This window comes from Halorubrum miltondacostae (assembly GCF_041379815.1).
Classification (GTDB): domain Archaea; phylum Halobacteriota; class Halobacteria; order Halobacteriales; family Haloferacaceae; genus Halorubrum; species Halorubrum miltondacostae.
In genome coordinates this window covers 824,640-847,331 of record NZ_JBEDNY010000001.1, presented here as the reverse complement: position 1 = coordinate 847,331, position 22,692 = coordinate 824,640, and the positions used below count along the sequence as shown (strand labels likewise).

At 70.7% G+C, this 22,692-nt stretch carries 24 protein-coding genes and 1 tRNA gene; 9 read left to right on the top strand and 16 right to left on the bottom strand.

Annotated features, from left to right (window positions below; genetic code table 11):
• Positions 1-106: 106 nt before the first annotated feature.
• The 3 genes from cruF to crtID are packed head-to-tail and all read right to left on the bottom strand — an operon-like array spanning position 107 to position 3,455.
• On the bottom strand, positions 107-1,018 hold the full coding sequence (gene cruF / locus ABNG04_RS04705; protein ID WP_371160462.1) for a bisanhydrobacterioruberin hydratase: 912 nt from the start codon (positions 1,016-1,018) through the stop codon (positions 107-109).
• Positions 1,015-1,956 carry a prenyltransferase gene (locus ABNG04_RS04700; RefSeq protein ID WP_371160460.1) on the bottom strand — a complete coding sequence of 314 codons (942 nt, stop codon included), beginning with the start codon at positions 1,954-1,956 and terminating at the stop codon, positions 1,015-1,017. Before ABNG04_RS04700 ends, cruF begins: the two co-directional genes overlap by 4 nt.
• Positions 1,953-3,455: a bifunctional phytoene desaturase/3,4-desaturase gene (crtID, locus tag ABNG04_RS04695; protein ID WP_371160458.1), complete on the bottom strand. Its 1,503-nt coding sequence runs from the start codon at positions 3,453-3,455 to the stop codon at positions 1,953-1,955. The genes ABNG04_RS04700 and crtID overlap by 4 nt, the downstream gene beginning before the upstream one ends.
• A 236-nt stretch (positions 3,456-3,691) precedes the next feature.
• Between crtID and ABNG04_RS04690 the strand changes: the two genes are divergently transcribed.
• A complete protein-coding gene (locus ABNG04_RS04690) occupies positions 3,692-4,456 on the top strand; it encodes an SDR family oxidoreductase (protein WP_371160456.1) in 765 nt (254 codons plus the stop codon).
• A gap of 63 nt (positions 4,457-4,519) precedes the next feature.
• Positions 4,520-5,371, top strand: a complete 852-nt coding sequence (locus ABNG04_RS04685) for an SDR family oxidoreductase (RefSeq protein ID WP_371160454.1) — start codon at positions 4,520-4,522, stop codon at positions 5,369-5,371.
• Positions 5,372-5,381: 10 nt separating this feature from the next.
• Here ABNG04_RS04685 and thiE read toward each other — a convergent pair whose 3' ends face one another.
• The gene (gene thiE / locus ABNG04_RS04680; protein ID WP_371160452.1) at positions 5,382-6,014 is read right to left on the bottom strand and encodes a thiamine phosphate synthase; all 633 of its coding nucleotides are present in this window, start codon (positions 6,012-6,014) and stop codon (positions 5,382-5,384) included.
• A 102-nt stretch (positions 6,015-6,116) separates the two neighbouring features.
• Here thiE and ABNG04_RS04675 point away from each other — a divergent pair, with 102 nt between their 5' ends.
• On the top strand, positions 6,117-7,568 hold the full coding sequence (locus ABNG04_RS04675; RefSeq protein WP_371160451.1) for an MATE family efflux transporter: 1,452 nt from the start codon (positions 6,117-6,119) through the stop codon (positions 7,566-7,568).
• Between the two features lie 2 nt (positions 7,569-7,570).
• Here the strand turns inward: ABNG04_RS04675 and ABNG04_RS04670 are convergent, their stop codons facing one another.
• From ABNG04_RS04670 to ABNG04_RS04640, 7 genes are all read right to left on the bottom strand, one after another.
• Complete coding sequence (locus tag ABNG04_RS04670) at positions 7,571-8,428, bottom strand: mechanosensitive ion channel family protein (RefSeq protein ID WP_371160449.1); 858 nt, start codon at positions 8,426-8,428, stop codon at positions 7,571-7,573.
• 145 nt (positions 8,429-8,573) lie between these two features.
• Entirely contained in the window at positions 8,574-9,737 is a 1,164-nt protein-coding gene (cofG, locus tag ABNG04_RS04665) for a 7,8-didemethyl-8-hydroxy-5-deazariboflavin synthase subunit CofG (protein WP_371160447.1), read from the bottom strand.
• Positions 9,738-9,848: 111 nt separating this feature from the next.
• The gene (gene cofC, locus ABNG04_RS04660; RefSeq protein ID WP_371160445.1) at positions 9,849-10,502 is read right to left on the bottom strand and encodes a 2-phospho-L-lactate guanylyltransferase; all 654 of its coding nucleotides are present in this window, start codon (positions 10,500-10,502) and stop codon (positions 9,849-9,851) included.
• 18 nt (positions 10,503-10,520) lie between these two features.
• Entirely contained in the window at positions 10,521-11,699 is a 1,179-nt protein-coding gene (locus tag ABNG04_RS04655; RefSeq protein WP_371160443.1) for a tubulin/FtsZ family protein, read from the bottom strand.
• A gap of 109 nt (positions 11,700-11,808) precedes the next feature.
• Positions 11,809-12,705, bottom strand: coding sequence for a complex I NDUFA9 subunit family protein (locus ABNG04_RS04650; RefSeq protein ID WP_371160441.1), 897 nt, complete (start codon positions 12,703-12,705; stop codon positions 11,809-11,811).
• 91 nt (positions 12,706-12,796) lie between these two features.
• Entirely contained in the window at positions 12,797-13,669 is an 873-nt protein-coding gene (locus ABNG04_RS04645) for a universal stress protein (protein ID WP_371160440.1), read from the bottom strand.
• A 99-nt stretch (positions 13,670-13,768) separates the two neighbouring features.
• The gene (locus ABNG04_RS04640; protein WP_371160438.1) at positions 13,769-15,148 is read right to left on the bottom strand and encodes a hemolysin family protein; all 1,380 of its coding nucleotides are present in this window, start codon (positions 15,146-15,148) and stop codon (positions 13,769-13,771) included.
• 173 nt (positions 15,149-15,321) lie between these two features.
• Here ABNG04_RS04640 and tmk point away from each other — a divergent pair, with 173 nt between their 5' ends.
• On the top strand, positions 15,322-15,915 hold the full coding sequence (gene tmk, locus ABNG04_RS04635) for a dTMP kinase (RefSeq protein ID WP_371160436.1): 594 nt from the start codon (positions 15,322-15,324) through the stop codon (positions 15,913-15,915).
• 19 nt (positions 15,916-15,934) lie between these two features.
• On the opposite strand, the gene ABNG04_RS04630 is transcribed toward tmk, so the two are convergent.
• Together ABNG04_RS04630 and ABNG04_RS04625 are read right to left on the bottom strand one after the other, a co-directional pair.
• Positions 15,935-16,258, bottom strand: a complete 324-nt coding sequence (locus ABNG04_RS04630) for a DUF7991 family protein (RefSeq protein WP_371160762.1) — start codon at positions 16,256-16,258, stop codon at positions 15,935-15,937.
• 39 nt (positions 16,259-16,297) lie between these two features.
• A complete protein-coding gene (locus ABNG04_RS04625) occupies positions 16,298-16,819 on the bottom strand; it encodes a DUF5813 family protein (RefSeq protein WP_371160434.1) in 522 nt (173 codons plus the stop codon).
• 134 nt (positions 16,820-16,953) lie between these two features.
• Between ABNG04_RS04625 and ABNG04_RS04620 the strand changes: the two genes are divergently transcribed.
• Positions 16,954-18,255 (top strand): carboxylate--amine ligase, encoded by a 1,302-nt coding sequence (locus tag ABNG04_RS04620; protein ID WP_371160432.1) that lies wholly within the window; start codon positions 16,954-16,956, stop codon positions 18,253-18,255.
• 28 nt (positions 18,256-18,283) lie between these two features.
• Here ABNG04_RS04620 and ABNG04_RS04615 read toward each other — a convergent pair whose 3' ends face one another.
• On the bottom strand, positions 18,284-19,528 hold the full coding sequence (locus tag ABNG04_RS04615; RefSeq protein WP_371160430.1) for an MFS transporter: 1,245 nt from the start codon (positions 19,526-19,528) through the stop codon (positions 18,284-18,286).
• Between the two features lie 264 nt (positions 19,529-19,792).
• Between ABNG04_RS04615 and pyrF the strand changes: the two genes are divergently transcribed.
• Entirely contained in the window at positions 19,793-20,623 is an 831-nt protein-coding gene (gene pyrF / locus ABNG04_RS04610; protein ID WP_371160429.1) for an orotidine-5'-phosphate decarboxylase, read from the top strand.
• Between the two features lie 19 nt (positions 20,624-20,642).
• Here the strand turns inward: pyrF and ABNG04_RS04605 are convergent, their stop codons facing one another.
• Positions 20,643-20,783: a hypothetical protein gene (locus ABNG04_RS04605; RefSeq protein ID WP_371160769.1), complete on the bottom strand. Its 141-nt coding sequence runs from the start codon at positions 20,781-20,783 to the stop codon at positions 20,643-20,645.
• 50 nt (positions 20,784-20,833) lie between these two features.
• On the opposite strand from ABNG04_RS04605, the gene trmY reads away from it, so the two are divergent.
• Both trmY and ABNG04_RS04595 read left to right on the top strand, forming a co-directional pair.
• Positions 20,834-21,448: a tRNA (pseudouridine(54)-N(1))-methyltransferase TrmY gene (trmY, locus tag ABNG04_RS04600; RefSeq protein ID WP_371160427.1), complete on the top strand. Its 615-nt coding sequence runs from the start codon at positions 20,834-20,836 to the stop codon at positions 21,446-21,448.
• Between the two features lie 5 nt (positions 21,449-21,453).
• A complete protein-coding gene (locus tag ABNG04_RS04595) occupies positions 21,454-21,831 on the top strand; it encodes a CHY zinc finger protein (RefSeq protein ID WP_371160425.1) in 378 nt (125 codons plus the stop codon).
• Between the two features lie 74 nt (positions 21,832-21,905).
• On the opposite strand, the gene ABNG04_RS04590 is transcribed toward ABNG04_RS04595, so the two are convergent.
• Positions 21,906-22,250: a DUF2087 domain-containing protein gene (locus tag ABNG04_RS04590; RefSeq protein WP_371160424.1), complete on the bottom strand. Its 345-nt coding sequence runs from the start codon at positions 22,248-22,250 to the stop codon at positions 21,906-21,908.
• A 135-nt stretch (positions 22,251-22,385) separates the two neighbouring features.
• On the opposite strand from ABNG04_RS04590, the gene ABNG04_RS04585 reads away from it, so the two are divergent.
• Positions 22,386-22,458 (top strand) — tRNA-Pro (locus ABNG04_RS04585).
• Positions 22,459-22,692 lie beyond the last annotated feature (234 nt).

The following is a 22,692-nucleotide window of genomic DNA, read 5'->3' as shown; positions in this document are numbered from 1 at the left end:
GGTCACGATCGGAAGGAGGACTCCCCGGTATATAAGCGCAGCCGAGTCGATCGGGACCCCGCCGAAGCCGAGCCGGCGAGGGCGGGCGGGGAACCGGCGCGCCCGCTCACGACCGTCGCCACTCGGTGAACAGCCGCGTGTCGAACCGGTCGGCGCGGACGAGACCGACGCCGAAGGCGGCCGCGACCGCGGCGGGCAGGAGGTTCCCGAACCAGAGGTTGATCCCGCCCCAGAGGATCACGAAGCTCACCATGTCGTCGAGCATGAACTCGCAGTCGCGGAGGCGCTCGCGGATCCCCGCCGTCGAGAAGGCCCGGTCGAGGGTGACGACGGCGACGACCGCCGACAGCACCCACCCGGCGTAGTTCGAGAGGGGGACGCCGTAGAACGCGCCGCCGCCGAAGTTCCAGAATCCCAGCGAGACCGCGCCGGGGTCCAACACGACGTCCATCGCGACGACGACCGGGATCACCGTCGCCAGCCGGACCCACACGCTGTCCGCGCGCGGCCCGAGCAGGAGCAGGCACAGCAGGTACGCGTTCATCACGAGCGGGATGAAGAACACGGGGAGCGCCACCGGCACGCCCCCGAGCATCGGCCCGAGGTCGACGGTGTACGCGAACTCGCCGTACGGCCACCCGGTTGCGACGCCGACCGACTCGATGAGGTACGTGTACGCCATCAGCACGCCGATCCAGCCGAGCGCGCGGCGGTCGATCGTCGGCAGCACGCCGATGACGAGCGGCGAGCGCATCACGATCACGCCGAACAGCACGAACCACGGGTGGAACGCGAACGGCTCGGGCACCCACCCCTCGGCGCTGCCGACGAGCGCGATCGCTCCCACGAGCGGGAAGACGACGGCGATGGTGAAGCGGTTCTCGCGGACGAGCCGGTCGAGCAGCGTCTCCGCCTCGTCTCGCGTGTTCGGCGCGCGTTCGCGGAGCGCGTCGAGCCGCGAGCCGGTCGTCGCGGCGGCGGTCGTCCCCGCCGACCCCGCCCGGTCGCCGTCGCTCACGGCAGCGCCTCCCAGAGCGGGTACACCCGCCAGAGGCCGCCCATCGACAGCAGCGTGCCGACGACGGTGTTCAGCGCCGGGAACCACCAGTACGCGCGGTCGACCGAGACGGAGGAGCGCGCGACCCACGCGACGAACACGGGGTACACGCCGAGCAGCGCCCCGAGGCGGGCGTCGACGAGCCAGAACGCGCCGGCGGCGGCGGTCCACGCCGCGAAGCAGTAGCCGTACGTCGGCCCCTCGCCGAGCAGCGTCGCGGTCGTGTCGATCCCCGCCGCGCGGTCCGGCTCGATGTCCGGGATCGCGGAGAACGTGTGCATCCCCATCGTCCAGAGCCACGCGCCGGCCAGCGCCGCGAACGGCGGGTGCGCCCCCGCGACCGTCGCGTACGCCGCGGCGCCCGGGAGGGCGTACAGCCCGTTCGACAGCGAGTCGAGCAACGGCGTCGTCTTGAACCGGGCCGGCGGCGCGCTGTACCCGACCGCGAGGACGAGGAAGCCGAGCAGGTACGGCCACGCGACGCGGGGCGTCATCGCGAGCGTCACGAGCCCCAGCGCGCCGGACGCGACGACGGCGCCGATCACTAGTCTGCTCCCCTGCCACCGCGCCTCGCGACCCTCCTTCTTCGGATTCAGCTCGTCGATGTCGGCGTCGAACACGTCGTTGACGCCGTAGAGGAAGACGTTTGCCGGCACGAGGAAGTACGCCGCGAGCGCGACCGTGACGGGCGTGAACAGCTCGCCCACGTCGCCGATGCCGTAGGTGACACCGACGGCGACCGGGCCGGCGAGGTAGAGCCAGAAGCGCGGCCGCGACAGCACCAGCAGGTAGCGGAGCCCCTCGCTCCCGCCACTGGCGGACCGGTTCCGGTCCTCCTCGACGGGGGGGCTCTGTCCGTCCTCGACGGATCGATTCTGGTCGCTCACGGCGGAGATCACACGTCGTCGTCGCGCATCGCTTCCGCGGTCAGCTGTCCGCTGATCAGGCACATCGGGACGCCAATGCCGGGCGTGGTCGTCGAGCCGGTGAAGTAGAGCCCGTCGACCGCGTCGGAGGTGTGCGACGGGCGCAGCAGCGACGTCTGCGTGAGGGTGTGCGCCAGCCCCAGCGCGCTGCCCGCGTAGCTGTTGTACCGGTCCGCGAAGTCGTCGACCGAGAACGTCTCCTCGACGACGACCCGGCCGCGGAGATCGGTCCCGGTGTTCTCCGCGATGTCGTCGATCACGAGGTCGCGGTAGCGGTTCCGGATCTCCGGCGTGTCGGTCAGCCCGGGCGCGATCGGCACCAACGCGAAGAGGTTGCTGTGGCCCTCCGGCGCGACCGTGTCGTCGGTCTTCGAGGGGACACAGAGGTAGTAAGCGGGGTCGTCGGGCCACTCGGGATCGTCGAAGATCTGCTCGAAGTGCTCGTCCCAGTCGGTCGGGAGAACGAGCGTGTGGTGTTCGAGGTCCGGCACGTCGCCCTCGACGCCGAGGTACAGCAGGAACGCCGAGGGCGCGTACGTCCGCGAGCCCCAGTACTCCTCGGTGTACTGGCGCTTCCGTTCGGGGAGGAGCTCCTGCTCGGTGTGCGCGTAGTCGGCGTCGGAGACGACGCGGTCGGCGAGGTAGCGCTCGCCGTCCTCGGTGTCGACCGCGAACGCGCCGTACCGGCCCTCGATCCCCGCCACCTCGGCGTCGGTGACGAACTCGACGCCGAGGTCCTCGGCGAGCTCGACGATGCCGTCGACGACCCCCCCGATCCCGCCCTCGGGGTAGTAGACGCCCATGTTGTAGTCGACGTGGCTCATCAGGTTGTACAGCGCCGGCGTGTTCGTCGGCGACCCGCCGAGGAACACCAGTGTGTACTGCATCAGCTGCTGGAGCTTCGGGTGGTCGAAGTAGTCCTCGACGTGTCCCTGCATCTTGCCCAGCAGCGAGAGCCCCCACGAGTAGCGCATCACGTCGGTGTCCACGTAGTCGCGGAGCCGCGGACGGTCCTCGTAGACGAAGTGCTCCATCCCGATCTCGTAGGTCCGCTCGGACTCCTCGAGGTACGCGTCGAACGCCTCGCCTGCGCCCGGCTCGTACGACTCGAATATCTCCCGGTTCGCGTCGCGGTCGGGCAGCACGTCGACCTTGTCCCCGTCCTTCCAGAACACGCGGTAGTGCGGGTCGAGCCGCTCCAGCTCGTAGAACTCGTCGGGCGACCGCCCGAAGTGGCCGAAGAATCGCTCGAAGACGTCCGGCATCAGGTACCACGACGGCCCCATGTCGAACCGAAAGCCGTTGACTTCGAGCCGGCTGGCGCGGCCGCCGAGCTGCTCGTTCTTCTCCAACAGGGTAACGTCCGCGCCGGCCTCCGCTAGGTAACAGGCCGTCGAGAGCCCGCCGAATCCGCCGCCGATAACGACGACGGACTCGTCGGCAACGCCGTCGATGTCCGGGACCACGTCCATACACGATCCTAGGGACGGCTCCGGTATAAATCCGGTCAGACGCGTCGCGGGACGGTCCCGGACACGTTCGGTCGGCGGGGTTGTGACGACGGCCGCGGGGCGATCGTAACGACGGCGACGGGGCGGTCGCGAGGGCGGCGACGGAACTCGTCGCGCGGCCCACCCGCGAGAGCGGAGGCGGCGGAGACGCCCGAAGTGGATACCACTAAGTCGCCGACGCGCGTAGTCGTCGTCACATGGATCTGACGGTCGCGATCACCGGAGCAACGAGCGGGATCGGGCGAGCCGTCGCCGAGGCGTTCGTCGACGAGGGGGCATTCGTCGCCGTCTCCGGACGCGACGGCGAGGCCGTCGATCGGACCGTCGCGGCACTGAACGGCGCGGGCGACGACCCGGACGCCGAGGCCGAGAGCGACGCGGACGCCGGAGACGGCTCGCCGGCCGACGACGCCGAGCGCGGCACAGCGTGGGGGGACCGCGTCGACGTGCGCGACGAGTTCGACCTCGAACGCTTCTTCGAGCGCGCCGCCCGCGAGGCCCGTCCGATAGACGTCGTGTTCGCGAACGCCGGCGTGTTCCACGGCGCGCCGGGCGAGCGGCCGACGACCGAGATCACCTACGCCGACTACGACGACACGATGCGGACGAACGCGCGCGGCGTGTTCGCCACCGTCACCGAGGCGGTCCCGCACCTCGCCGACGACGCGCGCGTCCTCGTGCCGTCGGGCGCGGTCGCGACCGAATCAAAGCCGGGGATGGGCGCGTACGCCGTCTCGAAGGCGGCCGCCGAGGCGGTCGCGCGCGGCTTCGCCGCCGACCTCGACGCGACCGTCGGCGTCGTCGACCCCGGCCTCGTCGCCACGGACCTCACCGGGAAGGAGCGCGCCCGCGACCCCGAGAGCGTCGCGCCGCTGTTCGTCTGGGCCGCCACCGAGGCCCCGGCCGAGGACCTGAACGGCGGCCGGATCGGGCTGCGCGAGTGGAAGACCGCGACGCGGTAGCGAGGGGACTGACCTCGCGGCCCGACCACCGAGAGTTATGCCGCGGTCGGTCGAACGGAAGGTATGCCACTCGCGGACCCCGACCTCACGGGCTCGACGGCCTTCGTCACCGGAACGACTCGCGGCATCGGCAAGCAGATCGCGCTCGCGCTCGCTGACCACGGCTGTAACGTCGTCTCGACGGGCAAGACGACCGACGCGGACGATTCCGAACTGGAGGGGTCGATCGAGCAGACGGCCCAGGAAGTGCGCGAGCGCGGTCCCGAGGCGCTGGCGCTCGAACTCGACCTCCGCGATGAGGACCGCGTCGAGGAAGTCGTCGAGGCGGCGATCGACCACTTCGGCGAAATCGATATCGTGATCAACAACGCGAGCGCCATCCAGCTGGCGAACGTCGCCGACTTGCCGGCGGACCGGTTCGATCTCCTGACGGACGTGAACGTCCGCGGGACCCACCTCGTCGCGCACGCCTTCGCCGACCACCTCGTGGACCAAGACGAGGCGTGGCTGCTGTCGAACTCGCCGCCGATCGTGACCGACCGTTCGCCGGGCAAGGCGCCGTACGCGTGGTCGAAGCTCGGCATGTCGTTCATTACGCTATCGCTCGCCGAGGAGCTGGCGAGCGACGACGTCGGCTGTAACACGTTCTGGCCGGTGACAACGATCGACACCCGCGCGACGCGCTACTTCGGGCTCGGGACTGAGGACGACTGGCGGACCCCCGAGGTCGTCTCCGACGCGGTCCTCGAGATCCTCGCGCGCGACCCCGCGGAGTGTACGGGCAACAGCTTCTACGACGAGTACCTGCTCCGCGAGGCGGGCGTCACCGACTTCTCGGCGTACAACGTCACCGAGGGCGACCCGGCCCCGATGTCGGCGCGGCTGTTCGCGCCCAAGTTCGAGCGCGAGGACTGATCGAGTCGACTCACTCCGCGACCGCCGCTCGCAGCGCCTCGGTCGCCGCCGCCGGGTCCGACGCGGCCGTGATCGCCGACAGCGCCGCCACGCCGGTCGCGCCCGCCTCGACAACGGGCGCAGCGTTGCTCGCGTCGACGCCGCCGATGCCGATCACCGGAATGTCGACCGCGTCCGCGACCGCGGCGATCCGCTCAGTTCCAATCCCGTCGCGGTCGCCGGAGACATCCTTCGAGTCGGTGCCGTAGACGGCCCCGACGCCGAGGTAGTCGGCCCCCGCGGCCGCGGCCTCGTGCGCCTGTTCGACCGTCGAGGCAGAGACGCCGACGACGGCCGAGTCGCCGAGCCGCTCGCGGGCGACCGACACCGGGAGGTCCGTCTGCCCGAGGTGGACCCCGTCCGCGTCTATCGCGGCGGCGAGGTCGATCCGGTCGTTCACGAGCAGGGGCACCTCCGCGTCCGCGGTCAGTTCCCGGAGCCGGAGCCCCGTCTCGTACCGCTCGCGGTCGCTCACACCCTTGTCGCGGAGCTGGACGACATCGACGCCGCCGTCGAGCGCGGCCGCGACGACCTCGGGGGTCGACCGGCCCGCGGACCGGTTCGCCGCCGTGACGAGGTACGCCCGCCACTCGGTGATATTCATTTGTAGTACAGTCGGATGGTCGGAGGAAAAACGGTTGCGCTCCGGGGGCGCCTCCCGCCGGGACGGACAGACACAAACCGGCTCGCCCCGTACCGATGCTCAATGCTATCTCGGCTCCGGGAGTTACTCGCCCGCGTCGTCGCGGCGGTCGCGGGCGCGCTCGACCGGGCCGGCGTCATCGATCGGTCGCGGCTCGACGAGACGATGGGGCTCGCGTGGCCCCGGATCGTGACCGGGTTCGCGATTATGTCGAAGAACACCGTCGACCTCGCGGTGATCGGCTACGCGGTCGGGGTGTCGGCGGTCGCGGGGATGGGGTTCGCGTTCGCGTACTGGCAGCTAGCGAAGTTCGTCTCCATCGGGCTCGCGGGCGGCACCGTCTCGCTCGTCTCGCAGAACTACGGCGGCGACGAGCGCGGCCGGGCGGGCCTCGTCGTCAAGCAGTCCCTGATCGTGGCCGCGCTGCTGGTCGCGCCCATCGTCGCCGGCTACGTCCTCGGCGCGGAGCGGCTGATCGCGCTCGTTGGCGGCGAGGGGGCGGCGCTGTCCGCCGGGACCACCTACCTCGCCGTCACCGCGCCGGCACTCGCCTTCGAGTTCTTCAACATGATCGCCAGCCGGACGTACGCCGGCGTCGGCGATACCCGCACGCCGATGGTCGCGCGCGCCGGCGGCGCGCTGTTGAACGTCGTCCTCACCGGGTGGCTCGTCCTCGGCGCGGGCCTCGGCGTGTTCGGCGCGGGGCTCGGCACCGCCATCTCCATCGCCGCCGTCGGCCTCGTCCTCGCGTGGGGGATGACCGGGCGGTCGTACTTCGGCCGCGGCGCGTCCCCGGTCCCGGTCGGGCGCGCCGGGCCGTGGTTCGACGCCGGGCTGAGCCGGCAGCTCCTCCGGGTGTCCGCGCCACTCATCGCGCGACGCGTCGCCGAGGGGGTCGTCGTCTTCCCGCTGCTGTGGATCGGGTCGTCCTTCGGCTCCGCGACGGTCGCCGCCCTTGAGGTCGGCCGCCGGGTCAGGGCGCTGCTCGGCAGCTTCAGCTGGGGGTTCTCCATCGCCGCGAGCACGCTCGTCGGCCAGCGGCTCGGCGCGGGCGAGGAGTCGCTCGCGACCGCGTACGGTCGCGACGTGATCGCGCTGTCGGCGGTCGTCTACGTCCTCGCGTCGGCCGCGGTGATCGCCGCCGCCACGCCGATCGCCGGCGTCTTCGTGGACGACCCGGCCGCGGTGAGCGCGACCGCGGCGTTCGTCGTCGCGGCGGCGATCTCGGCGGTGCCGCTCGGCGTCGACGGCTCGGTCACGGGGTCGCTTCGCGGCGCAGGCGATACGCGCTGGCCCTTCCTCGCGTCAATGGTCGGGCTGTACGTCTTCGCGCTCCCCGTCGCCCTGGTCGGCCTCGCGACGCCGCTCGGCGTCGGCGGGCTGTACGCGGCACTAGTGGCGGAGAAGCTCGTTCCCGCCGGCCTGAACGGCTACCGGTTCCGGTCGAACCGGTGGCAGGCGGTCAGCCGGCGGTACCGGCCCGACGCGGGCGAGGTAGAGGAGGAGGTCGGGTAGGGCTACTCGTTGGCGACGTCCTCGATCACTTCGACGCTCCCGGTGAGCTGGCGGTGGACGTACGGCATGTCGATGCCCGCGTCGTCGAACGCCTCCTTCACCGCGGTGACGTACTCGGAGCGCACGCGGACGAAGTCGCCGCGGTCGGGGTCGGCAATCCACCAGCGCGACTGGAGCCCGACGGCGGAGTCGCCGAGCTCGACGAGCCGGACCGAGACGCCCGGATCGTCGAGGATCTCCTCGTGGGCCTCGGCCTTCGCGACGATGATGTCGGTCGCCTCCTCGATGTCGTCGTCGTAGCCGATCCCGAAGACGAACTTCTGACGGAGCGTGTCGTAGGCGACGGGGTTCGTCACCGCGTTGTTCGCGAGGTCACCGTTCGGGACGGTGACGAGCTCGTTGTCGAAGGTCCGGACCCGCGAGACTCGGAGGTCGATCTCCTCGACGCGGCCGGACTCACCGTCCCACTGGATCCAGTCGCCGACCTCGAACGGCTTGTCCTTCAGGATGAACACGCCGGCGACGAAGTTGCCGAGGAGGTCCTGCGCCGCGAAGCCGACGGCGAGCGCGATGGCGCCGCCGAACACCGCGAACGCCGAGAGGAAGCCGCCGTAGCCGGCGACCGCGAAGCCGATGGCGATCGCCGCCACCCAGACCACGGCGTTGAGCACGTTCGTCCCGAGGCTCACCACCGCCTCGTCGAACCCGCGCGACCTGCCGATCCGCCGAAGCCCCGGAATGACGACGTACTTGCTGAGCAGCAGCACGGCCAGGAACCCGGCGACGAACCCGACCACCGACGTCGCTATCGCCGCGACGTCGACCGCGTTCGTGACCGCGTCGAGCTGTAAGAGATACATCACCCGCCCCTTCACGAGACTATATAAAGAAGCTACTGGCGGCGCGGTTGTTTACGCCTGGTGTGGCCGTCCGGTCGGCGTATTCTGTCGTCACGGCGTGACAGTTCGGTCGATGTGAGCCGCCGCGCCGATCCGGACACGCAGATCAGTCGCTCCGCACGGCGAGCGGGCCGTCGCCGCGAGCGACCGCGCGCAGCCGGCGCCCGTGGACGTCGTCCGCCGCGATCCGCTCGCGCACCGCGGGCGGGATCCACGCCTCGTGACCGTCTGATTCGGGTGCCGACTCGACCCCGGCCGGGCGGATCTCGTCGGGGAGGTACCGCGCGTACGTCGGGAGGCGCTCGCGGAGCGGGACGCCGCCGGCGTCGGCGACCGCTTCGAGCCCGCGGAGGTCGGGCCACTCGTAGGCCGGGTTGATGTAGTCGTCCGTCACCGGCGAGACGCCGCCGAGGTCGTCGATCCCGCAGTCGACGAGGTCCGCCGCCGGCGAGAGGTTCGGCGGCACCTGGACGGACACCTCCGGCGGGAGCGCCGCGCGGGCCATCGCCACGACCCGGCGCATCGTCGCGAGGTCGGGCTTCGGGAAGTCGGAGCGCTCGTTGGGGACGACGTTCTGGACGATCACCTCCTGGACGTGGCCGTACCGCTCGTGGAGCGCCCGGATCGCGAGCAGGCTCTCGGCGCGGTCGCGCCAGTCCTCGCCGATCCCGACCAGGATGCCGGTCGTGAACGGGACGCCCTGCCGGCCCGCCGCGCGGATCGTGTTGAGCCGCTGGCCGGGCGTCTTCCGCCGGCCGCCGCTGTGCGCGTCGACGTCGGCGGTCGTCTCCAGCATGACGCCCATCGAGGCGTTCACCTCGCGGAGGGCGGCGAACTGCGACTCGGTCAGGTCGCCGGGGTTCGAGTGCGGGAGCAGCCCCTCCTCCAAGGCGATCTCGCAGGCCCGGTAGAGATACTCGTGGATCGAGTCGAACCCCAACTCGGTGAGCGTCTCGTGGATCTCCGTGTACCGGTCGTCCGGCTCGTCGCCGAACGTGAACAGCGCCTCCGTACAGCCCGCGTCGGCGCCGACGCGGCACTGCTCGCGCACCTCCTCGGGCGACAGCAGCGACGCCTCCCCGGGGACGTCGTAGTAGGTACAGTACGTACACGTGTATCGACACGCCGTGGTGAGGGGAATGAAGACGTTCCGCGCGAAGGTGAGCCGGTCGGCGACGTCGACGTCGCTCGGGCGGACGGAGAGCAGCCGCTCGACCGCCCGCTCGTCGATCGCGACGTCGACCCCGTACTCGTCGGCCCCGGCGAACACGCTCGTCCCTCGCGGTCGGCGTTCAAAAAGGATCCCGGTTGCGGATCCCCCGGCGATACCTGATCTGGTTACGTCGGCTGTTGACTGTTCGCGGGGTCGGTTCCACCGTGATTACTCCCGGACCACCGTCACGCGGCCCTCGGACGCGTCGAGCGCGAAGCCGGCCTCGCGGAGCCACGCCGCCGACCGCCCCTCGCCGTGGATCAGGACCTCCGCGAGGTCCACGGGCTCGTCGACGTCGGTACCGAGCCGCTGCGAGTCGACCGCGGCGAACGCCGCGCCGATTTCGGCCGCGATCTCGCGGTGGTCGAGGTACGACGCGCCGTGGTAGTCCACGCGGAAGTCCGGGTGCGAGGCGACGAACGCGTTCGTCCCGCCGCCGCGTCCCGGGACGACGGCGACGTCGGCCTCGCGGCCGGCCGCGAAGAGCCGGCCGAGCGCCGCCGGGGTCGCGAGCGCGAGGTCCGCCATCACGACGGCGACAGGCTCGGGAGCCTCGTCTGGCCCTGTCTCGTCATCGTGTCCGAGCCGCGCGTCGAGCGCCGCGTTGACGGCGTCGGTGAGCGGGCGGTCGTCGACGGTAACCGGCCGGTCGACGTCGACCGGATCGGTGGCGAGGACTCGCGGTTCGCCGCCGGCGGCGGAGACGGCGTCAAGCACGTCGTCGAGCATCGCCCGGGCGAACCCCGCGCGTTCGTCAGGGGAGAGCGCGTCGGAGAGTCGCGACTTCGGGCGGTCGGTCGAAAAGGGAACGATGACCTCCATCGCGAGCGGCGGCGGCGCTTAGAACAGGGACTCCAGCTCGTCGCTGTCGTCGCTGACGAGGTCGTCGAGGTTGTCGTCGCTCTCCTCGCGGATCTCGTCTAAGTTGTCCTGCGCCTCGATGGCGACCTGCTGGAGCTCCTTGATCCGCGGGACGTTCGTGACGCCCGCGAGCAGGATGACCGTCGCGACGAAGCCGGCCCCGCGGTACGGGTAGTCCCCGCCGCGGACCTCCATCGATCCGGTCTGCTCTTCGAGCCACTTCCGCCCGCGCTCGATACCCTTCCGGTTGAGGTACTCCGGCGGCCCTGCGAGCACGAGCAGCGCGCGCTCCGCGCCCTCGATTTCGCAGGGGAGCGTAAGGCGGCCGAGCGCCGCCTTGCGGACGAGGCTGGTGATCCGGTTCGTGGTGTGTGCGCTGTCGAGCTCCTCGTCGTTGCCGTCGTTGCGGAGCCGCGAGAGCAGCCCGCCCGAGGAGCGCTCCTCGACCTCCTCCTCGGCGTAGCCGACCGTGGAGACGCCGCCGCCCGAGAGCGTGTTGATGATCTCCGAGGAGTCGACGACACTCTCCGCGACCTCCTGTCCTTGCCGGATCTCGCCGGCCCCGAAGAGGATGCCGAACCGCCGGACGATCTCCTCGTTGATCTCCTCGTAGCCGCCCTGGACGGACTCGCCCGTCTTCCGCCAGGCGTCGTTGTCGAACACCATCAGGTTGTCCACCTCGCGGACGAACGTCTGGAACGAGCGGGCTGCGTTGAGGGTGTAGATGCCCCCCTCGTCGCTGCCCGGCAGGATCCCGAGCCCGTACACCGGCTCGGTGTAGATCCGCTTGAGGTGTTTCGCGAGCACCGGCGCGCCGCCGGAGCCCGTGCCGCCGCCGAGCCCGGCGACGACGAGGAACGCGTCGACCTCGTGGACCGGGATCGAGTCGATCGCGCCCTGGACCTCGTCGATGTCCTCCTCCGCGATCTCCGCGCCGAGCTCGTTGTCTGCGCCCACGCCGTGGCCCTTCACGCGCGACTGGCCAATGAGGACGCGCTGGTCCTCGGCGATGTGTTCGAGCCCCATCAGGTCCGCCTTCGCCGTGTTGACGGCCGCGGCCGCTCGAACGATCTCGGAGCCCGTCCGCTTATCATACTCCAAGAACTTGTCAACTACTTTACCCCCCGCCTGGCCGAATCCGATCATTGCGAGTTTCATCGTGTGCTCCCTCCGCGTTTGAGATGAACAGAGCGTGATCTCGTATATAAGCCTTCGGTTGCCGTTACCAGCGTTGAGAGCAGGACCGTTGACACGTTCGCGATCCCGGTCATCGGATCCCGAGGTGTTCGCCGAGCGTGGTCAGGTCCGTCTGGTCAACGCCGAACGCTCCGACGTCGCTGTCGGCGGTCGTGTTGTCGAACTTCAGCGAGCGGTACTGGTCCGCCCCCATCGGAAACCCGGGCACCGCGCCGAGGACGGAGAGGCCGATCTTCGCGAGCGGCATCGGGAGCGGGACGATGGTGACGCCCTGCTGCTCGGCCTCGTAGACGAAGTCCGTCACCTGCCGGAGCGTGAGCACCTCCGGGCCCCCGATCTCGTAGGTCTCGCCGACGTGTTCGTCGTCGGTCACCGCGGCGGCGATCATCGGGACGAGGTCCTCCACGTGGATCGGCTGGAACCGCGTCTTCCCGCCGCCCGGGAGGGGGTACAGCGGGACGCCCGGCGCGAACATCCCTTTCAGGCGCTTGGTGAACGAGACGAACTCGCCGCCCTCGCCGAAGACGACGGAGGGGCGGAAGATGGTCCAGTCGAGGTCGCTGTCGCGGACGATCTCTTCTGCTTCGCCCTTGGCGCGGATGTAGGCGGTGTCGCCGTTCGGGTCCGCGCCGAGCGCGCTCAGCTGGACGAACCCGTCGACGCCGCCGTCCTCCGCCGCGCGGACGAGGTTCTCCGTGCCGCCGCGGTGGATCCGGTCGTGCATCCGGTTGCCGCCGTCAGGCTCGAACAGCGGCGAGAGCGCGACTAGGTTCACCACCGCGTCGTGGTCGTCGACGGCCGACTCCACGGAGTCGTAGTCGGTCACGTCACCGCTGACGCCCGTGACCCCGTCCGGCGTGTCGCCGGGCGAGCGGGAGAGAGCAGTCACCGCGTGGCCGTCGTCCGCGAGCGCGCGACAGAGATACGATCCGATGAAGCCGGTCCCCCCGGCTACCAACACGTTCATACGAACTGTGTCGCGTGGAAGGCCCGTAAACCTACCGCGGCGTCTGACGCGCCCCGAGATCGGCCGCGGAGACCGGCAGACTGCGGCGCGATCAGTCGGACGATTCCTCGTCGCCGATCGGGACCGTCAACACCGGCACAGGGGCCGTGCGGAGCGTCCGCTCGGCGACGCTCCCGAGCAGGTACCGGCCCGCGCCGGTCCGGCCGTGCGTCCCCATCGCGACGAGGTCCACGCCGGCGTCGTCGACGTACGCCCCGATGCCGCGAGGGGCCGAGGCGGCGACCTCGACGGCCCCGACCGCCTCCAGGCCGGCGTCCTCGACGCGCTCGACGTCCTCGGCGACCGCGTCGTCCGCGTACTCGGTGAGGACGTCCACCTCGACGTGGTCGCCGATGCCGATCCCGCCGGTGTCGACGACCGAGAGGACGTGGACGGTCGCGCCCGCACGCTTCGCGACCGGGATCGCTCGGTCGAGCGCGGCGGTCGCGGCCGGGCTGCCGTCGGTCGGCACCAAGACGTCCTCGTACGGGTACGGGACTTCTTCGTCGCCCGGGCGGAGGGCCAACACCGGCACCGGCGACTGCCGGACGACGCGCTCGGTCGTGCTGCCGACGATGCGTTCGACGCCCTGCCGGCCCCGCGTGGACATCGCGACGAGGTCGGCGTCGACCTCCGTGGCGAACGCGGCGACCGTCTCTGGGACGCCGCCCTGCCGGACCGCCGTCTCCGCCTCGACGCCGCGGTCGGCGGCGCGGGCGGCCGCGTCTGCGACGATCGATTCGCCCTCCCGTTCCAACACGTCGACCACGTCACCGCCGATCCGGGTCACGCTGTCGCGGGTGCTGTCCGCGACGTGGAGGAGGTGGACGGTCGCGTCGTGGTCGGCGGCGACCGCCAGGACGTGCTCGAACGCCGCTGCGGCCGCGCCGCTGCCGTCGGTGGGGACGCAGATCCGGTCGAACATGCGGGCACCGTCGCGGCCGCGGGTGAAAAGGGCTCGCGTCCGAACGGCGGCACGCACCGGTCGTGACGCGCGCGGCGCGGACTGCGGACAGAGGCGCGGTTACGCCGAGTCGTCAGGGGACTCCCCGGGGCCGTCGGGCCCGTCTCCGCCGGCGGCCGAGCCCCCCACGCCGTCGCGTCGCGTGACCCGCACGGTCGAGATACGCGCGCCGTCGACGGCGGTGACCTCGAAGGCGAACCCCGCCGCCTCGGCGATGTCGCCGACCTCCGGCGAGCGCCCGATTCGGTCGAGGACGTACCCGCCGAGGGTCTCGTAGCCGTCGCCGCTGAGATCGGTGCCGAGCGCGTCGTTGACGTCGACGAGCGCGACCGACCCGTCGGCCTCGTGCGTCCGGTCGTCGGTCCGCCGGATCGTGTGGCGGTCGTCGGCCACATCGAACTCGTCGCGGAGGTCGCCGACGAGCGCCTCGGCGACGTCCTCGACGGTGGCGATCCCCTCGAACGCGCCCCACTCGTCGATCACCGTCGCCATCTGCCGGCGCTCGTCGCGGAACTGGACGAGGAGGTCGCTCGCGCTCGTCGTCTCCGGGACCACGAGGATCTCCCGCGCCAGGTCGCTCGCGGTCGCGTCCTCGTCGCCGTCGGCGGTCGCGCGGAGCACGTCCTTCGCGTCGACGAAGCCGACGACGCGGTCGGCGTCGGCGCGGTCGACGACCGGGTACCGGGTGTGGCCGGCGCCGAGGACCGTCTCGCGGACCGCCGACAGCGACGCGTTCGCGGACAGCGAGACCACGTCGGGCCGGGGGACCATCAGCTCGCGGGCCGCGGTGTCGTCGAGCTCGAAGACGCCCTCGATCATCGCGACCTCCGACTCGTCGACATGGCCGGCCTCGCCGGCCCGCGCTAACACGCGCCGGATCTCGCGCTCCTCGAGCGTCTCGTCGCTCTCCGAGGCGGGCGGGACGCCGATCAGGCCGGTGAAGGCGTTCGCCGTGCCGTTGAACACCGCGATGCCGGGCGAAAAGATCAGGTACGCCAGCTTCATCGGCGGCGCGAGCAGTAGCGAGACCCGCTCCGCCTGCGCGATGGCGATGGTCTTCGGCGCGAGCTCACCGAAGACGACGTGGAGGAACGTGATGAAGGAGAACCCGATCCCGAACGCGACGAGGTGGACCAGTCCCTCCGGCAGGAGCGGCCCCAGAACGGGCTCGATGAGCGCCGCGACGGCGGGCTCGCCGATCCACCCGAGGCCGAGCGACGCGAGCGTGATGCCGAGCTGGGTCGCCGCGAGGTAGTCGTCGAGGTTGCGCATCACCTCGCCGAGCGTCTCCGCGCCCGCCTTCTCCTCCTCGGCCAGCTGTTCGACCGAGGTGACCCGGATCCTGACGAACGCGAACTCCGAGGCGACAAAGAAGCCGTTCAAGACGACCAGTATCATTGCGGCCGCCACCCGCGAGAGCGAGACGGCGACGGCTACCATCCGTGCCCCCCGGACGCGCGACGGATCGACTCGCCGGCGGTCCCGCGTGTGTCGACGGTCATGGCTGGCGTTCTCGGAGGGATCACTAAAAAGGGCGGGCGGACGCCTCGCCGAAAAACGGGCCGCCCGGCCGGACCCGGGTCGTTTATTCCTCGCCGTCGCGGAACGCCACCATGCTGATCACGCTGGAGGGGATCGACGGGAGCGGCAAGACGACGGTCTGGGAGGCGCTCCACGACGTGTACCCCGACGCGACGTTCACCCGGGAACCCACCGACAGTTGGTACGGGGAGGCGGTAGGGCGCTCGATGGCCGACGCGGACGCGGACCCGCTCGCGGAGCTGTTCCTGTACACCGCCGACCACGCGAACCACCTCTCCGAGACGGTCCGGCCGGCGCTCGCGGACGGGGACCTCGTGATCTCCGACCGCTACTCGGACTCGCGGTTCGCCTACCAGGGGGCGACGCTCGCGCGCGCCGACGCCGGAGTCCAACGGCCGCTGGAGTACGTCCGCGGGATCCACGCCGCGTTCTCGCGCCCGCCGGACGCGACGATCTACCTCGACTTAGACCCCGAGACCGCGGCCGAGCGATCCGGTCGCACCGACAAGTTCGAGCGGGACGGCTACCTCGCGGCCGTGCGCGACAACTACGAGCGCCTGATCGACGCCGACCCCGGTCGGTTCCACCGGGTCGACGCCACGCGCTCGCCGGAGGACGTGATCGCGCGAGTCGAGTCGCTCGTCGCGAATCTGATCGACCGCTGACGCGCCGCGCTCGGCGCCGTCAGCGCGTGTCCGGCAGCTCGTACTCGTCGGGCGAGGGGACGTAGAGGTAATCGATCGCGACGCCCAGCGCCAGCGGGAGGCCGACGGTCAGCGCCAGTAGGATGGTCGAACTGCCGACGTTGATGCCGGTGCCGACCCCGAGCGCGCCCGTGAAGACGATCGTGGAGACGAGGAGCAGGAGGGGCGTCAACACGAGCGTGTACACGACCGACCCCCACGAGGTCGAGAGTTGGATCCGGAAGAACCGGGTCGCGACCCCGGCGAGGAACGTGTGGAACGCGACCAGCGCGAGGAGGCTGCCGAACCCGAACAGCGCGAGCATGGTCGCCGTACGGGCCCCCGCCACTTCCCCCTATCGACCTCAGATGGGACCGCCGCCGCCCTGCTGCCGCGCGGCGGAGAGCAGGTCGGAGACGGGGGCGGTATACTCGTAGCCGGGGATCACGCCCTGGACGTACGTCCCTTCGACGAAGTCGATCAGCGCGCCCGCGTCGTCGACGCCGCGCCGCTCGTTGATGTCCGCGAGCGCGTAGGTGACCGTTATCTCGTCGCCCTCGCGCTCGACGGTCGGGTCGAAATCACGGTCCTTGCGCGTGACGCCGCCGACGTCGACGGCGCGGCGCTCGAACGTGTCTGCCCAGCCGTCCGCCACCACGTCCGCCACCTCGTCGGCGGTGACCGCGGAGAGCGTCGGCACGCGGACGGTGACGGTGAAGCGGATCCGCCCCTCGTCTGCGGGTTCGGCCCGGACGCGCCCGTCGAACGCGGTCGTCGTCGAGACCCAGCCGTCGCCGTCGCGCTCGAACGACCCGTGGTCGCCGAACGCGCGCCGGACTCGGCCGGGGAGTTCGTCGGCGGCGTCGTCGTCCTCGGTTTCGGTCATACCGATCGGAGGCGACGCGGCCTGAAAAGCCGCTCGCGTCGCCCGCGCGACCCGGACCTCGTGCCCCGTCATCGATACGGGCACTGCGAGCCGGTACGTTGGCCTCTTTTGTGCGTCGACCGACGAGACGAGGTATGGCAGATCGGTTTCGCTCCACGGAGGGACTGATCGACGCGCTCGCGGACGCCGAGTTCGACCGGCCGCCGGCGCTCGTGAGCAACGCGCACATCACCGGCCTCGGCGTCGCGCGCGCCCTCGACGCCCACGGCGTGCCAGTCATCGCGCTCGACCGGGCGGGGGGCGACGCGGGGTCGGGCGACGCCGTCGCCCACGACGGGCTCGCGCCCCCCTCGGACGCGGTCGACTATGCGGGGGCGGTGACGTACCCGCTCGACGACCTCGACGGGTTCCGCGAGGACGTGGAGGCGATCGTCGACGCCGCGGGCACCGAGGCCGTCGCGTTCGGCTGTATGGACGAGTGGGCGCTGTCGTACGCGGAGGCCGACCCCGACGGCGTCCGGCTCCCGTTCGCGGGGAGCGACACGCTCGACGACGTGTTGAACAAGTCGGAGCTGTACGCGACCTGCGAGGCGCTCGGGGTGCCCTACCCGGAGACGTACCGGCTCGAGGCGACGGCGGCGAGCGGGACCCGCGAGGCGGACGCCACGGTCGACGAGGCGGCCGACGCGCTCGGCTTCCCGCTGGTGGTGAAACCCGAGCTCAAGCGCGACTTCGAGGAGGCGTTCGGCACCAACGTGATCGAGGTCGCGGACCGCGGGGAGTTCGAGGACGTCGTCGCGGCCGCGGCAGACGAGGAGATCGCGGTGATGGCGCAGAAGCGCGTCGACATCGCGACCGGCCGAGACCACTCGCTGGCCTCTTACGTCCCCCCGTCCGGGAGCGACGACGCGCTCGCGGTGGTCGGCAACGCGGCGGTGCGGTACCCGCGCAACTTCGGCACCTCCTGTCTCGTCGAGACGGCCGACGAGCCGGCCATCGAGGAGCGCGCGCTCGCCGTGCTCGACGACGCCGGCTACCACGGGATCAGCGAGGCGGAGTTCGTCTACGACACCGACCGCGAGGAGTTCCTGCTGCTCGACGTCAACACCCGGCCGTGGAAGTGGATCTCGATGCCGGTCGCCGCGGGCGCGAACCTCCCGATGGCCGCCTACGCCGCCGTCACCGACGCGACCTACGAGTCCGACGGCGTCGAGCCGACTCGGTGGGTGTACCTCCGCGACTACCTCTCGCTGCTCGCGGGCGACGACGCGTTCTGGGACCAGCTCTCGGCCGCCGACTGGCGGCGGCTCGTCTCCGGCGCGTTCGAACGCGAAGGGAACCTGACGACCGGCGTCTACCACCCCTCCGACCCCGGGCCGGCGGCGAAGCTGTTCGAGACGGAGTTCGTCGACCGCGAGTACTACTGCTCCTGTTAGCCGACGGCGTTCTGAACGAGAGAGCGGGTCAGACTTGGTCGCCGACCGAGCCGTCCCCGACGGGGATTTCCCAGAGGAGGATAGCCGCGGCCCCGACGACGAGGACGACCCCGGCGACGCCCAGCGCGAACAGCGGAGAAGCGGCGTCGGACACGACGCCGCTCCCGAGTTGGAACGGCACGACCGCGAGGCCGCTGACCATCGCCATCGCGCTCAGGACGGTCGCGCGACCGAGCGACTCGACCCGGTCGTTGACGTACTGGCCGGCGAACGACCGCGTGACGTCTGACACGCCCCGAATCAGGAGGAACGTCGGAACGGCGAGCACCGGGACGAAGTACATGCCGACCAGCGCGCCGCCGACGGCGAACGGGAGGACGAGGAACCACGTCCGCAGCCCGATCCGCTCTCGGATCGCTCCCGTGTAGTAGGTGAGCACCGCGCCGACGAGGCTGTACGCCGCGTAGAACCACCCCAGCAGGGATTCGACCCGTGGCTGCGGGACCCCGAGGTCGAGAACGACGGTCTCGAAGATCGGCTGGAGGAAGACGAACACGAGGTACGTGACCGCGGCGTACAGGACGTAGTAGTACAGTAGCAGCGACCGCAGCCGACGGCGCGAGAGGACGTCCCGCACGATGCGGACCGTCCGTCGGAGGCTCAGGTTTTCCGAGGCGGTCTCCTCGTACGTCTCTGGCTCGTCGAGCGTGAGCAGCACTAGGGCGCCGAGGCTCGTCACGCCCGCCGCGACGAACCACGGGTACGAGAGGTCGACGCTCCCGAGATACCCGCCCGAGACCGCCGCGACGGCCCCGACGGCCAACGCGGCCGACTCCCCGCGCCCCCGGACGCGAGCGAACTCGTCCTCGGAGAGGTCGTCGGTGAGCGTGTCGTAGAGCCAGGCGTCCTCGCTCCCGGAGCGGAAATTGTACCCTAACGACCAGCAGACGTAGAGCCCGGCCAGCGGGAGGAACGAGCTCGACAGCCCGATACCGAGGAGCGTCACGGAGATGAGCGCGGTCCCGATGAGGAGGCTGTTGCGTCGCCCGATCCGGTCGCCGACGTAGCCGGTCGGGATCTCGCCGAACAGTGTCGTCAGGTTATACAGCGCCTCCAGAACGGCGATCTGTGTGAAAGAAATCCCCTGCGCTAAGAAGAAGAGGTACATGATCGGCCGGTAGAACTCGACCGCCTTCGTCGCCTTGTAGGCGTAGTACTTCAGGATCGGTCCGGAGAGCGACTCCCGAAGTCCACCGCCAGTGCGACCGGCCATGCGTGTGATGACCGACGAGGAGCCGAGAGGAGTATCCTGTTATTACGGGATCCCCCGGGCGGCACATATACCGGAGGAAATGGCCGGTACATCCGCTCGCCGATGGCTCGGGACACGGGAGCGTCGCCGCCGTTCCGTGACTGACACGCTGGCTGCGCGGCCGTCCGCGTCCGACGCGGTTCGGTTGCGCGGCGCGACGCGTCTCGAACCTCGACCGCGACCACAGAACACAACGATTAGTTCACCCCCCGACGCAGTGCGAGTATGGACTTCTTCGAGACGCTCGCGGACCGGATCGACGCCGTCGACAGCGTCGTCTCGGTCGGGCTCGACCCCGACCCGAGCCGCCTCCCCGACGCCGTGGCCGACGCCGACCTCCCGCGGTGGGCGTTCAACCGCCGGATCATTGACGCGACACACGAGCACGCCGCCTGCTACAAGCCGAACGCCGCCTTCTACGAGGACCCCGACGGCTGGCGCGCGCTCCGCGAGACCGCCGCGTACGCGGAGGGGAAGGGCGTCCCCGTCCTGCTCGACGCGAAGCGCGGCGACATCGGCAACACCGCGCGGCGCTACGCCGAGATCCTTGACCACGTCGACGCGATCACGGTGAACCCGTACCTCGGGCGCGACTCGCTCCAGCCGTTCCTCGACCGCGCGGACAAGGGCGTGTTCGCGCTCTGTCGGACCTCGAACCCGGGCGGCGCGGACCTCCAGGACCTCGAACTCGCCTCCGGCGAACCGCTCTACGAGCGCGTCGCTGCCCTCGCCGACGTGTGGAACGCGAACGGCAACGTCGGGCTCGTCGTGGGTGCGACGACGCCCGACGAGCTGGAGACGGTCCGCGAGATCGTCCCGGAGATCCCGTTCCTCGTGCCCGGCGTCGGCGCGCAGGGTGGCGACGCCGAGGCCGCGGTCGAGCACGGACTCGCGTCGCGACCGGACCTCCCGGTCGACGTCGGGCTCGTGAACTCCTCGCGCGGGATCATCTTCGCCGGCGAGGAGTCGAGCCGCCCCGACGACGAGGCGACGTACTTCGGCGCCGCGGGCGACGCGGCGAAGCGACTCAAGAAGCGGCTGAACCGACACCGCTGAGCCGCCCCGTCGTGGCGCGTTAGCTCCGCCCGGCGTCGCAGGCGGAACAGGCGCGGGCCGATCCGTTCCAGTGGTCGTCGCAGACGGCGCGCCCGCAGCGGTCGCAGGCGTGGTCCGCGGTCGCCGCCTCGCAGACCTGACAGAGTCCGGTGAGGCTCACGGCGGCCATTGTGTCGCACGGCTTATGACGGTCGGGGGTGACCCTCACCCATGCGCCAGTTCGTCGTCATCGGCCGCGACGTGCCCACCGACCCGGACGCAGTCTCGCTGTCGGACATTCCGGGAGCCGGCCGGCTCGACCTCTGCTGCCGGTGCGTGAGCGCCGGCGTCTTCCTCTCGCACGGCATCCGCGAGTCGGTCCGCGTCCACCTGGTAGTCGCCGACGAGTTCACCGTCACCTTCGACGCCGACAGCCTCCGCCACCTCCACCCCGACGAGCGCAACATTGCCGCCCGGGTCCGCGACGCGCTCGCCGCGCGCGACGAGGCGATCGGTCACATACCAGCCGACGTCTCTCCGGGCGTCGAACTCCGTCGGATGGGGCTCGACGCGACGCTCGATCGGCTCGTCCGCGACGGCGGACGGGGGCCCGACGGGACGCTCGTCCAACTCCACGAGGACGGCGACCCCCTCGTCGACGCCGCGCCCCTGACGGACCCCGTGTTCGTGCTCTCGGATCACCACGACTTCGCGCCGGACGAGGCGGCCGCCGTCGACGAGCGCGCCGATCGCCGGCTCCGCGTCGGTCCCGAACTCCTCCACGCTGACCACGCGATCACGGTCGTCCACAACTGGCTCGACACGGACGGGTACACCGACTACTGACCGCCATGCCGATACGAGACCCCGACCGAGAGACGACGACCGCGCCCGACACGGACCCGCGCTTCGACGTCCCACTGCGCGGGATCGCGGTCGACCCCGAAACGCGCTGCGCGCACTGGGACGCCCCCGTCGACGTGGTCGCGCTCCGGTTCGGCTGCTGTGAGGCGTACTACCCCTGCGACGCCTGCCACGACGCAGCTGCGGACCACGAGGCGGTCCCGTGGCCCCGCGAGCGCTTCGACGAGCCAGCGGTGCTGTGCGGCGTCTGCCGGACAACGCTCACCGCGAGGGGGTACCTCGACGGAGGTGACGCCTGTCCCGCGTGTGGTGCCGCATTCAATCCCGGCTGCCGGAAGCACCGCGATCGGTACTTCGAGGACTAACTCCGCGGACGGGGACGAGGGCGAACAGGGAGAGTCGGGTGACCATCCGCACGAAGATTCGTTCCTCGCGGTCGCTACTCTAGGACGCCCAGATCCTTCGCGTGACGCTCGAGGTGGCCGTTCGCTCGCACGTCGGCCTCGGAGAGTTCGAGCGTTCGGACCTCGTACTCGTTTTCCCGGTTGTCGTACCGGACGTAGCCGAAGTTCACGAACTCGCGGCGCAGGTGGATCGGCTCGGCGAAGTGCTCGCCGATGCGGCGGGTGAACGCCTCCTTTCCGTAGACCTCGCCGACCTCGAACTCCCGGTCGAGCAGTTCCTCCAAGACGAGGATCTTGAGCGCGCTGTTGCCCGGCATCGAGTCGTTCCGGCGGTGCTTCTCGAACACCGTCTCCCGGTCCCGATCGAAGTCGAGTGTCATGGAACCGAAACGCCCGATCGCGAGATAAGCGTTCGGTACGTGTGGGAGTCTACCCCGCGGACCGACTCGAACGGACGCACCCGACTGCCCCCCTTTCGGAAGGATTAAAAGAACGAACGGCCTTCTCCCGAGTGCGGGCCGGTGGGGTAGCTTGGTATCCTTCGGCCTTCGGGTGGCCGTAACCACGATTCAAATTCGTGCCGGCCCACTTCTCCCGCATTTTCCGTCGACTACCGTCACATACCGAGTTCCCGTGAGAGTCCGGGCCGTCCCGCTGCGGAGTGAGGTCCTCTGGCTGTCCCGAGACTACCCCGAAAGCCATCGCGTCGGATCCGATCGCCGTAGCGGTGGTTCCACCGTCGGTATCGCCGGGCAGTTCGCCAGCGACAACACCCGAGAACTTCGATCCGAGGCCCGTTGCGTCGGGGGCGCGGCGAAGCGT

What these genes read in the sequence shown, in the direction of transcription:
- crtID (WP_371160458.1), bottom strand. Translation starts at nt 3,455, where the DNA reads ATGGACGTGGTCCCGGACATCGACGGCGTTGCCGACGAGTCCGTCGTC.
- ABNG04_RS04690 (WP_371160456.1), top strand. Translation starts at nt 3,692, where the DNA reads ATGGATCTGACGGTCGCGATCACCGGAGCAACGAGCGGGATCGGGCGA.
- ABNG04_RS04685 (WP_371160454.1), top strand. Translation starts at nt 4,520, where the DNA reads ATGCCACTCGCGGACCCCGACCTCACGGGCTCGACGGCCTTCGTCACC.
- thiE (WP_371160452.1), bottom strand. Translation starts at nt 6,014, where the DNA reads ATGAATATCACCGAGTGGCGGGCGTACCTCGTCACGGCGGCGAACCGG.
- ABNG04_RS04675 (WP_371160451.1), top strand. Translation starts at nt 6,117, where the DNA reads ATGCTATCTCGGCTCCGGGAGTTACTCGCCCGCGTCGTCGCGGCGGTC.
- ABNG04_RS04670 (WP_371160449.1), bottom strand. Translation starts at nt 8,428, where the DNA reads ATGTATCTCTTACAGCTCGACGCGGTCACGAACGCGGTCGACGTCGCG.
- cofC (WP_371160445.1), bottom strand. Translation starts at nt 10,502, where the DNA reads ATGGAGGTCATCGTTCCCTTTTCGACCGACCGCCCGAAGTCGCGACTC.
- ABNG04_RS04655 (WP_371160443.1), bottom strand. Translation starts at nt 11,699, where the DNA reads ATGAAACTCGCAATGATCGGATTCGGCCAGGCGGGGGGTAAAGTAGTT.
- ABNG04_RS04650 (WP_371160441.1), bottom strand. Translation starts at nt 12,705, where the DNA reads ATGAACGTGTTGGTAGCCGGGGGGACCGGCTTCATCGGATCGTATCTC.
- ABNG04_RS04645 (WP_371160440.1), bottom strand. Translation starts at nt 13,669, where the DNA reads ATGTTCGACCGGATCTGCGTCCCCACCGACGGCAGCGGCGCGGCCGCA.
- ABNG04_RS04640 (WP_371160438.1), bottom strand. Translation starts at nt 15,148, where the DNA reads ATGGTAGCCGTCGCCGTCTCGCTCTCGCGGGTGGCGGCCGCAATGATA.
- tmk (WP_371160436.1), top strand. Translation starts at nt 15,322, where the DNA reads ATGCTGATCACGCTGGAGGGGATCGACGGGAGCGGCAAGACGACGGTC.
- ABNG04_RS04630 (WP_371160762.1), bottom strand. Translation starts at nt 16,258, where the DNA reads ATGCTCGCGCTGTTCGGGTTCGGCAGCCTCCTCGCGCTGGTCGCGTTC.
- ABNG04_RS04625 (WP_371160434.1), bottom strand. Translation starts at nt 16,819, where the DNA reads ATGACCGAAACCGAGGACGACGACGCCGCCGACGAACTCCCCGGCCGA.
- ABNG04_RS04620 (WP_371160432.1), top strand. Translation starts at nt 16,954, where the DNA reads ATGGCAGATCGGTTTCGCTCCACGGAGGGACTGATCGACGCGCTCGCG.
- ABNG04_RS04615 (WP_371160430.1), bottom strand. Translation starts at nt 19,528, where the DNA reads ATGGCCGGTCGCACTGGCGGTGGACTTCGGGAGTCGCTCTCCGGACCG.
- pyrF (WP_371160429.1), top strand. Translation starts at nt 19,793, where the DNA reads ATGGACTTCTTCGAGACGCTCGCGGACCGGATCGACGCCGTCGACAGC.
- trmY (WP_371160427.1), top strand. Translation starts at nt 20,834, where the DNA reads ATGCGCCAGTTCGTCGTCATCGGCCGCGACGTGCCCACCGACCCGGAC.
- ABNG04_RS04595 (WP_371160425.1), top strand. Translation starts at nt 21,454, where the DNA reads ATGCCGATACGAGACCCCGACCGAGAGACGACGACCGCGCCCGACACG.
- ABNG04_RS04590 (WP_371160424.1), bottom strand. Translation starts at nt 22,250, where the DNA reads ATGACACTCGACTTCGATCGGGACCGGGAGACGGTGTTCGAGAAGCAC.